At 54.1% G+C, this 8,676-nt stretch carries 10 protein-coding genes; 9 read left to right on the top strand and 1 reads right to left on the bottom strand.

Features of this window, described 5'->3' with window-relative positions; all coding sequences use genetic code 11:
• Positions 1 to 465: 465 nt before the first annotated feature.
• The 3 genes from Q0802_RS24430 (at position 466) to Q0802_RS24420 (ending at position 2,628) form a co-directional block, all read left to right on the top strand.
• Positions 466 to 1,782 carry a DNA methyltransferase gene (locus Q0802_RS24430; protein WP_298922618.1) on the top strand — a complete coding sequence of 439 codons (1,317 nt, stop codon included), beginning with the start codon at positions 466 to 468 and terminating at the stop codon, positions 1,780 to 1,782.
• Positions 1,782 to 2,087 (top strand): DUF5681 domain-containing protein, encoded by a 306-nt coding sequence (locus Q0802_RS24425; protein ID WP_298922617.1) that lies wholly within the window; start codon positions 1,782 to 1,784, stop codon positions 2,085 to 2,087. The genes Q0802_RS24430 and Q0802_RS24425 overlap by 1 nt, the downstream gene beginning before the upstream one ends.
• Before the next feature lie 103 nt (positions 2,088 to 2,190).
• Positions 2,191 to 2,628, top strand: a complete 438-nt coding sequence (locus Q0802_RS24420; protein WP_298922615.1) for a hypothetical protein — start codon at positions 2,191 to 2,193, stop codon at positions 2,626 to 2,628.
• A 364-nt stretch (positions 2,629 to 2,992) separates the two neighbouring features.
• Here the strand turns inward: Q0802_RS24420 and Q0802_RS24415 are convergent, their stop codons facing one another.
• Positions 2,993 to 3,409 (bottom strand): hypothetical protein, encoded by a 417-nt coding sequence (locus Q0802_RS24415; protein ID WP_298922613.1) that lies wholly within the window; start codon positions 3,407 to 3,409, stop codon positions 2,993 to 2,995.
• Between the two features lie 192 nt (positions 3,410 to 3,601).
• On the opposite strand from Q0802_RS24415, the gene Q0802_RS24410 reads away from it, so the two are divergent.
• From Q0802_RS24410 to Q0802_RS24385, 6 genes are all read left to right on the top strand, one after another.
• Entirely contained in the window at positions 3,602 to 4,519 is a 918-nt protein-coding gene (locus tag Q0802_RS24410) for a DMT family transporter (protein ID WP_298922612.1), read from the top strand.
• Between the two features lie 562 nt (positions 4,520 to 5,081).
• On the top strand, positions 5,082 to 6,263 hold the full coding sequence (locus Q0802_RS24405; RefSeq protein WP_298922611.1) for an aminotransferase class V-fold PLP-dependent enzyme: 1,182 nt from the start codon (positions 5,082 to 5,084) through the stop codon (positions 6,261 to 6,263).
• On the top strand, positions 6,260 to 7,027 hold the full coding sequence (locus Q0802_RS24400) for a CDP-alcohol phosphatidyltransferase family protein (protein ID WP_298922610.1): 768 nt from the start codon (positions 6,260 to 6,262) through the stop codon (positions 7,025 to 7,027). The genes Q0802_RS24405 and Q0802_RS24400 overlap by 4 nt, the downstream gene beginning before the upstream one ends.
• 36 nt (positions 7,028 to 7,063) lie before the next feature.
• Positions 7,064 to 7,891, top strand: a complete 828-nt coding sequence (locus Q0802_RS24395) for a phosphocholine cytidylyltransferase family protein (protein ID WP_298922608.1) — start codon at positions 7,064 to 7,066, stop codon at positions 7,889 to 7,891.
• A gap of 100 nt (positions 7,892 to 7,991) precedes the next feature.
• Entirely contained in the window at positions 7,992 to 8,129 is a 138-nt protein-coding gene (locus Q0802_RS24390) for a hypothetical protein (RefSeq protein WP_298922606.1), read from the top strand.
• Positions 8,130 to 8,248: 119 nt separating this feature from the next.
• Entirely contained in the window at positions 8,249 to 8,524 is a 276-nt protein-coding gene (locus Q0802_RS24385) for a hypothetical protein (protein ID WP_298922605.1), read from the top strand.
• The last annotated feature ends 152 nt before the right edge of the window (positions 8,525 to 8,676 follow it).

Here is an 8,676-nt window from a genome sequence, read left to right as displayed (position 1 = left end):
TTGGGTCTCTTAATGGCCATCTCTGGTCCTCCACTTTCCTAACTATAGGGGCGGACCACTTCAAAGGGGGAGGCTCATGGACAGAGCGGCGTTGTTATCGAGGGTCCTGACTGCTCTGAAACCGGATGATCATGTCACACGGTGCAGCAGATTTGTGAAATGGGACTGAATTGACAGTCCGTTGAACTCGCCGGTCAGAATTGTGGAAGCGGGACTTGAAACAGATCGTGATGTTTCTGTTGCTTCTCCTGAACTGGAAAGAATTTCCCGGTTTGCAAAGCGCAAGCCACCGTAATTACCTGAAAAAGAATTTTACTGCAGAAATGGGTGTCACAAAATATGGTGTAAAAATTCACTAAATCAGTTGGTTAAGGCGTATTTTCAGCAAGTGTGCCTGCACAGCCCCGCTGCACGCGTGTATGCTGATGGCTGTCGCCTGTGTTGATGTCTACGGAGGAAAACAACGTGACTGCTGCAGTGAAAACGTTCGTGCAAAGCCAGCTGATACATCTTCCGCCTTCAGATCTGCGCCCTTACGACCGCAATGCCCGAACACATTCAGCCAAACAGATTCGCCAGATTGCGCGCAGCATTGAGCGTTTTGGATTTACCAATCCCGTTCTTATCTCAGACGACAGCGAGATCGTCGCCGGCCATGGACGTGTTTCTGCAGCCGGAGTTCTTGGTCTCAGCACGGTGCCTTGTCTCAGGCTCTCGCACCTTTCTGCTGAAGAACGGCGCGCCTATGTTCTGGCAGATAACAAACTGGCCGAAAACGCCGGATGGGATCAGGAGATTCTGGCCATTGAACTACAGGCCCTGATTGATCTGGACTTTGATGTTGATCTGACAGGTTTTGAAATTGCTGAAGTGGATATGATACTCGATCAGCATGCGAACAAGCCAGACAATGCTGACGAACTGCCGGCTCCAGTCAGTGGTCCTGCGGTTACGCAACCGGGCGACCTCTGGCAACTTGGAAATCATCAGTTACTTTGCGGCGACGCCCGCTCCCAGACCGATGTGAGCAGGCTGGTCGGAGGCAGGGAGGTGGATCTGATATTTACAGATCCGCCTTACAATGTCGCGGTTGACGGGCATGTTTGCGGTCTTGGGCAGCACAAACATCGGGAGTTTGCCTTTGCCTCCGGTGAGATGAATGCGGATCAGTTCACCCGGTTTCTGACGGACACCCTGCAAAACGCAGCCGCGGTCGCCCGGGATGGCGCTATTGCCTTTGTCTGTATGGACTGGCGCCATATGGGCGAAATGCTTGCGGCGGGGCAGGCGGCATTTACGGAACTGAAAAACCTCTGCATCTGGAATAAAACCAATGCTGGCATGGGAACCTTCTACCGCTCCAAGCATGAGCTTGTATTCGTGTGGAAAAAGGGGAGAGCAGCGCATACCAACAGCTTTGGTTTGGGCGATACCGGTCGCTATCGCACCAATGTCTGGGACTATGCCGGTGCCAATGCGATTGGACATTCACGAGATTCCGACCTCGCAATGCACCCTACCGTTAAGCCGGTAGCGCTGATCCGCGATGCAATCCAGGACTGCAGCCGCCGGGGTGATCTTGTACTCGATCTGTTCGGCGGATCTGGCAGCACATTGATTGCGGCAGATCAATGCGGGCGGCGGTCCTGCCTGTTAGAGTACGACCCACTGTACTGCGATACAATCATCCGGCGTTTTGAAGCGCATGCTGGCCGAGCGGCATCATTGGTGCCCGATGGCAGTACATTCTCAGATCTGACGGCTCGCAGGAATGTAACCTGATGCCCCGCCGGACAAAGGCTCAGAAGCTGTCGCCTGTCCAGGAGGAGACCACATTTACCGAACTGGATGCCGCCATTGACTCGGTGTCAGGCCGCAAGGTTACCGTGCGCAGAGACCGCGCAACAAAAGAGATTACTGTTCTCGAGGCCGTTCTGGAAAACCTCGCGCAACTGGCACTGAAAGGTGGTTCGCATGCGACAAAACAGATGATCGATCTGTTCATGCAGGTTGAAGAAAAAAAATACAGTCTGCGTGAAGAGGAAATCCGTGTCTGGACAAGTTACAAAAAACACACGGAGTGCTGAAGTTCTTGCTGCGCGCGAAAAAGGCCTTCCGGAGCCGGATATATTACCGCACCCCGATGACGTGATCATAGACAGATCATCCGGGGTGACAATCGACGGACCAATGATCCGTGAGGACATCGGCACTGTGCAAAAGGCGAAACAACTGATTACTGCAGTTCTGCTTCAGGAAGCGCTGGAGATGCGCCGGAACCGGGTAAAGGGCGAGCCTGAGCAGGTCCCGGGAACTCCGCTGATGTTTGCCATTTGGCTCAACCGTTCGGCCCTGAACAAGCGCATGCGGTTTACGGATGACGAAATGATCGACATGCGCATGCGTTTCCGGGGTTTAAGTATCCGCGAACTTGAAAAACTCGCATTCCGAATGTGGAAGGCAAGTGGCGTATCTGTAAAACGCGGGGCGTTTATCTGGTCCAATAATGTCGCCGCAAGCATCATGCAGTTCAGTGCAAATGCAACAGTTATCATAGCAAGCAAAGATCAGACTGATGGTCAGAAGAACGAGGCTTTAAGTCTCCTGATCCGACGGATGTTCGGTTGAGTCCTCCCGTTATGTGGGTGACCGGTGCATATGGCTTGCGACCCGTTCCTTCTGTCCGGATGTTATGTATCAAACTGAACGCTGCCTTATGTTGACACATGCAGCGCAGCTTCATATGTACAGGCTGCTGACGTGACACGGTGATAATCTGCCTGCCGTAGCGCGGGTGGGATCCCGCAGCGTTTTGCGGGGTTCCCGGAGCGCCGGACGGCAGGCCCCGCCGTCAGCTCCACACAGCGATGTATTCCGGCTCTTCCGGAAAAGCAAAGGTGTTGGGCAGATGTCCGAGCTGCCTGAACAGTGTTGTCTTCATCATAGAACCACGCTTTGTCACTGATAGACCGTTGTAAATCTGTTGCTTGGCTCATCTGAACAAACTGGAATACTGAAGCCTGCCTTCGACAGTGCGTTGATGTTCTGACCAATCGTATCTGCCCTCTCGTCCAGAAGTCTCGATTCCAGTACTGCGATTTTGACCTGAGATGCCAATATACGGATTTAAGTTTTTGAAATCCTCCGTCATGGACAGGTTTGGTCCGAAGGGATCGACCGGCCCTTTGCGGCCCTTGTCTGGCACCCTAAGATGCCGCGGCAGTGCCCGCATTGCCGCCATTCGCTGCATGTGGAAAGTTTTGAGATGGTCGAACTCACAGTCAGCGGGACAAAGGGTGTTTTCGCTGCGTTTGCGCAGAAGGCTGCTTCCATGCGCTTTGCAGACCTTCGCCTTGGATTGCACACGAGGCACATACAACCAGCGATTAAAAATTGATAATCTGTCCATTCCTCCATCTCTTTCCGAGCGCTAAACCCGTAGGCCTTTTCAACTGGCCCGTAGAGGCATCGGCTGCAAATGCTTGGTCTGAGGCCATTCCTTGGCATCTATGTGCCACGAACAGTTTCGGTGTCGCAAACGGAAGGCTAATGCGACAGCCGTATCACTAGCAATGAGACAGAAATGTCTTACGGAGCCTGAATGACTACCATGAACCAATCGTCACTCGGCAATGACGGGCACCGGTTCGGTGTCCTGTTTGTCTTTGCTGCTGGTGTGCTTTGGTCGACCGTCGGGCTTGGAATACGGCTGATCGAAGACGCGGTTGTGTGGCAGATATTGCTTTACCGTTCTGTCAGCCTGTCACTTCTACTTTACGTGTTCATTCGCATACGGTCCGGTGAAAGCCCCTTTGCCCAGATCCGCCGCACCGGGTTTCCAGCGGTGATCGCGGGGCTGTCGCTGGTTGCTGCCTATTCCGGCGGGATATATGCGATCCAGTCAACATCCGTGGCAAACGCCATGCTTTTGTTTGCAACAGCACCCTTCATGGCGGCAGTTCTGGGGTGGATTGTCCTGCGTGAACCTGTACGCCTTGCCACCTTGGTAGCGATCGCCGTTGCCATTGCCGGTATCGCGATCATGGTCGCAGATAAATCCGGGGGCGTTGCCTTGACGGGCAGCCTCGCGGCTTTAGGGTCCGCCTTTGGATTTGCAGTCTTCACTGTAGCGCTGCGATGGGGGCGATCGGGTGAAATGCTGCCGTCGGTGTTTTTGTCTGGATTATTCGGCATCATCGTGACGTCCGGCATATGTCTGTTTTTGGAATTGTCGCTTGTGTTGTCGTTCCGGGATGGCGGCATTGCAATGGGCATGGGGGTGTTTCAGGTCGGCGCAGGGTTGATCCTGTATACTCTGGGGTCTCGCAGTCTTCCTGCTGCGGAACTTGCCCTGTTGTCACTGGCTGAGGTTCTGCTTGGCCCGTTATGGGTCTGGTTGTTTATCGGCGAAACGGCCACGCTGAACACATTGACTGGAGGCGCAGTTTTGCTTGCGGCCATAGCTGGAAACGCTCTGTCAGGCAAGCAACGCAAGCCGCCGCCGATCACGTCACCTTAGGGGATTGGGGGCAACCAATTCCTGATGGATCTGCCGTGGGTGGGTGCGTTGCAAGTGTGATCAGATACACGTGAACATGATAAGTGTTGCACTTGGGGTTCCGATATACGTGTTGCTTTTGCCCGGCTTTGGCCCTAGAGCTTTATCTCTGGAGCGCTAATACGCCGTGCGACAGTATTTTTTCGGCCAATCTTGATCGCTCAACTTTTCTTCCTGCGTTGACCCAAGCATTTGCACCCAGGCGACGCTGGTCAGATGACGATCAATTGGCTGCATAGCTAACGACCATTTCTGTTCGACCCTACGATACCGTTGCCAAGATACTGACAAACAGCACCTGAGGCGCTTCTGGTCCGCTTACATTGACAGGATCAGATATCCCAAATTTTTCCATACCCGTCCAATTTCCGGACGACACGACTACGGCCCTCAATATGGCCGTGTTTTCGAACTCGATTTGTGCCCTCTCGACGTCTCTGCGCGGTTCGCGCTCGGGGACACATCATGGGCGTACCGGCGTTGCAACCAAGGCGTTGCAGCGTCGTTGGAGCATGGCCTGAATTTGGACAAACAACTGCTTTTCACCCCCGGCCCTGTGAATGTGGCCGAGACTCTGCGTACCGCGATTTGCAACGAGGATATCTGCCATCGGGAGGCTGATTTTGATGCCCTGCTTGCAGGGATCGAGCAAAAGATACTCTCGCTTTTTCAGATCAGAAAAAGGGAACGTTACCGCGCGGTGGTGATCACCGGCTCCGGAACAGCGGCGAATGAGGCGATACTGTCCTCAGTTGTCGGAGATGGTGCCGTTCTGATCCTGTCGAACGGAGAGTTTGGCGGACGGCTGCATAAGACATCAGTGATCCACAACAAGAAGACCCATCTGATCGAAATACCCTGGGGCACCGCCTTCGACATGCCGCAGATCGCAGCTTACCTTGCGACACACAAGATCGATGTGGTGGCCATGGTCCACCACGAGACGTGCTCCGGCATGCTGAATCCGCTGGCCAAGATCGGAGCCCTGGTAAAAGCCAGCGGCGCACTCTTTGTGGTGGATGGGGTCAGCTCGGTTGGCGCAGAGATGATCGACATGGAGGCGTGTCATATCGCTTTTGTGTCCAGCTCCAGTTCCAAAGCCTTGGGGTCATATCCCGGCCTGTCTTTTGTCGTGGGTCGCAAGAAACAGTTCAAACGGCTCAAACACCATTCAGCCAAGACCACTTACCTGAACCTCGCGACGTTCTACACATTCCTTAAGACCCACAGTCAGACGCCAAACACACCCGCGGTACCGTTGTTTTTCGCACTGGACCAAGCGCTAACGGACATACTGAGCGAGGGCGTCCTGAAGCGACATGCCCGCATCAAGGCACGGGCTGATCTGCTGCGGAGCGGCATGCGCAGGCTCAACCTCGACTTTTTGGTTGATGAGGCGGACATGTGTTCGATGCTGACGACAGTGCAGGTTCCGGCATCAGTATCCGTGCATGATCTGCGTGCGCGTCTACGTGAAAAGTCCATCATCATCTATGAAGGAAAGGGGTGTTTTGCGGGCAAGGTTTTTCAGGTCGGCAATATCGGGGAGCTCTCGGATGACGACATCCGGTATTTCCTATCCACCCTCAAGGACGTGTTGCTGACGCTTCAGGCAGATGCGGCAGACCTTGTAACTCTGGTCAGGCCAAAGCAAAAGCTTCGCGCTGTGTCGCCAGTGCCCTCACATGTGCGGGTGGTGTCATGAACGATAAGCTGAAACGCCTCTGGGCGACCAAGACCCGCGATGACGAATGGTGGTCGTCTTTTGTCACGGCACCGCTGGCGATCGTTGCCAACTATGGCGCTGTCGACATTCCCTGGATTACACCGAACCGGATCACAGCGGCTTCGTTCCTTGTGGCTGTCGCGGCAACACTTGCAATTCTAATCGGAGGGGCAACGTGTTTCATCGCGGCGGCCATCCTGATCCATATCAGCCATGTCCTCGATTGCATGGACGGTCAGATGGCGCGCTACAGAAAAGTGTCATCCCCGATCGGCAGCTATTACGACCGTATCACCGATCAAGTGCAGGTCACGTTATGGTTTGGGGCGGCAGGCTTTGCTGCATTTGCGCAGACAAATAGCGTTACGCCAGTTTTTCTGTCGCTCCTCGGTATCGCGTTCTATGGATTACGCGGCTACGCCAAATACGTGGCGTTAGAGATCGAAACGGGACGCAACCCGGATTATCCTGCTCAGATCGCGCAAGTGAAACAGGTACAGACCACCGCAGGTCCAGGATTTGGTCTAAAGGCAAATCTAGTCTGGTTCGGGCGAGAACAAAGCAAGGCGCTCGCCTTTGATGAAGGCGTCTTCATCTTCATGCTCTCAGTGGCGCTGATCCTGGACCAACTCATTCCAATGCTTTGGGTGTTTGCACTCAGCCAAGTGTTCTGGGGCCTCACCAAATCGTGGGCCAGAGGCAAAAACCTTGGCGAGAGCATGAAAGTTCCGCTTCAGAAATAGCAGTAATCAAAACCGCTCAAGTAGGAGAAAATCATTATGGGATACGAAAAGCACCGCGCGCCGATTGCTGTCATTCTGGCCGCTGGCATTGGCTCACGCCTCAGCCCCCTGACCGAAAATTGCCCCAAAAGCCTTCTGACTGTGGGCGGTTCAGTCATTCTGGAACGCATGATCCGCAATTGCCTGAGCTGCGGAATGTCGCAATATATTCTCGTGCTCGGGCACCGAGCAGACGAAATAAAGAAGTTTGTAGTCAAGACGTTTCGCGGCATCCGTGTCACCTATGTGATCAACGACCGATACCGCGAGACGAACACAGGCTACTCCCTGATGCTGGCGGCCAAAGAGATTGGTACAGCTGAGTTTGTGAAATTCGATGCGGACGTCGTGTTTGATGTCAAAATCCTGCGCCAGCTCTTGGACAGTGACCACGCAAACGTGTTGTGTATCGACCGCAACATCGCGCTTGAGGACGAAGAAGTTAAGGTCATCGCAGACGATCAGATGCAGGTCCTTGAAGTTGGCAAGTCCGTCGATCCGAAGCGCGCGTTGGGTGAATCTATAGGCGTTGAAAAGATCAGCGCCGGAACGGGTGCACTGCTGTTCGCAGAGCTTTCAGAAATGATGGAGGGCCGTGGAAACCTTCAAGCGTATTACGAGGCGGCTTACGCGCAATTGGTCGACAAAGATACGCAGTTCCATGCTCTTGATATCAGCGGCCTGGACTGGACCGAGATCGACACAGCCAAAGACTTTGCCGCTGCAAATGCGATGTTTCGCAGCCCTGTGACGACCATATCCCGTAGCCAGCAAAAGGTGCTGGACGAGGCTGCGGAAGAAGCGGCCATACAGACGCACATCTGATGCATCGACTGCCCTGCGCCGCAGATCCGGCGCGCGGCATACAACGCAGTGATGCCCTTGCCATCCCGGCACCGGATCGCTGCATTTGAAAGGACCTATCATGGCCAAAGGCAACAACAGCAAGCGTGGCAACAAAGAAGCCAAAAAACCCAAGCAAGAGAAACCAAAGGTTTCTGCGACGGCCAACTCGCTGGATGGAAAACCCGCGCTCTCAATTGGCGGCAAAAAGGTAAAGTAGCCAGAACGTTTCGGATTTCGTCCGTCTGAGGTATTCAGCTTGATTTAGTCGCGCACCTTGGCACGGGCGGCGTCCGGGACGTGTCTCAAAACGCCTATGATTTAGATTTGGAAGACCCGATGAGCGAAACAGAAGAGTCCGGCACAAAGATTCACTATGTCTGCCAGACATATATTGCCAAGACGACTGCGCGGGGGCAGCAAGGCCCCCTGAAAATCGACAAGCAGTTGCAGTATTCTACGCCCCGTGAAGCTGAAGAGCGGGCAGAACGGGAATTTCGCGCGGAAAATTGCGTCGGTGCCGATGCCTATATGGTGGTTGAAGACAGCAGTAGCGGCGAAGTAGGGGACCCTACATTTTTAGTGAGACTTGGGTCTGTTCCGGAGCAGGAGTGACTGCAAAATCGCGCGTGCATTGAAGAACACAGGTTGGCCCACCAGCATTTGCCTGCAGGCCAGTGGTTCGCGATTTACATCATGCCTTCCATACCCTCCATGTCGGGTATGCCGTGGCGGTTCGGCCTGGCGGGTTTGTCCGCCACCATCGC

It is taken from the genome of uncultured Roseobacter sp. (genome assembly GCF_947495275.1).
Taxonomy (GTDB): Bacteria; Pseudomonadota; Alphaproteobacteria; order Rhodobacterales; family Rhodobacteraceae; genus Roseobacter.
This window is presented reverse-complemented; position numbering and strand designations above follow the sequence as displayed.

What these genes read in the sequence shown, in the direction of transcription:
- Q0802_RS24425 (WP_298922617.1), top strand. Translation starts at nt 1,782, where the DNA reads ATGCCCCGCCGGACAAAGGCTCAGAAGCTGTCGCCTGTCCAGGAGGAG.
- Q0802_RS24420 (WP_298922615.1), top strand. Translation starts at nt 2,191, where the DNA reads ATGATCCGTGAGGACATCGGCACTGTGCAAAAGGCGAAACAACTGATT.
- Q0802_RS24415 (WP_298922613.1), bottom strand. Translation starts at nt 3,409, where the DNA reads ATGGACAGATTATCAATTTTTAATCGCTGGTTGTATGTGCCTCGTGTG.
- Q0802_RS24410 (WP_298922612.1), top strand. Translation starts at nt 3,602, where the DNA reads ATGACTACCATGAACCAATCGTCACTCGGCAATGACGGGCACCGGTTC.
- Q0802_RS24400 (WP_298922610.1), top strand. Translation starts at nt 6,260, where the DNA reads ATGAACGATAAGCTGAAACGCCTCTGGGCGACCAAGACCCGCGATGAC.
- Q0802_RS24395 (WP_298922608.1), top strand. Translation starts at nt 7,064, where the DNA reads ATGGGATACGAAAAGCACCGCGCGCCGATTGCTGTCATTCTGGCCGCT.
- Q0802_RS24390 (WP_298922606.1), top strand. Translation starts at nt 7,992, where the DNA reads ATGGCCAAAGGCAACAACAGCAAGCGTGGCAACAAAGAAGCCAAAAAA.
- Q0802_RS24385 (WP_298922605.1), top strand. Translation starts at nt 8,249, where the DNA reads ATGAGCGAAACAGAAGAGTCCGGCACAAAGATTCACTATGTCTGCCAG.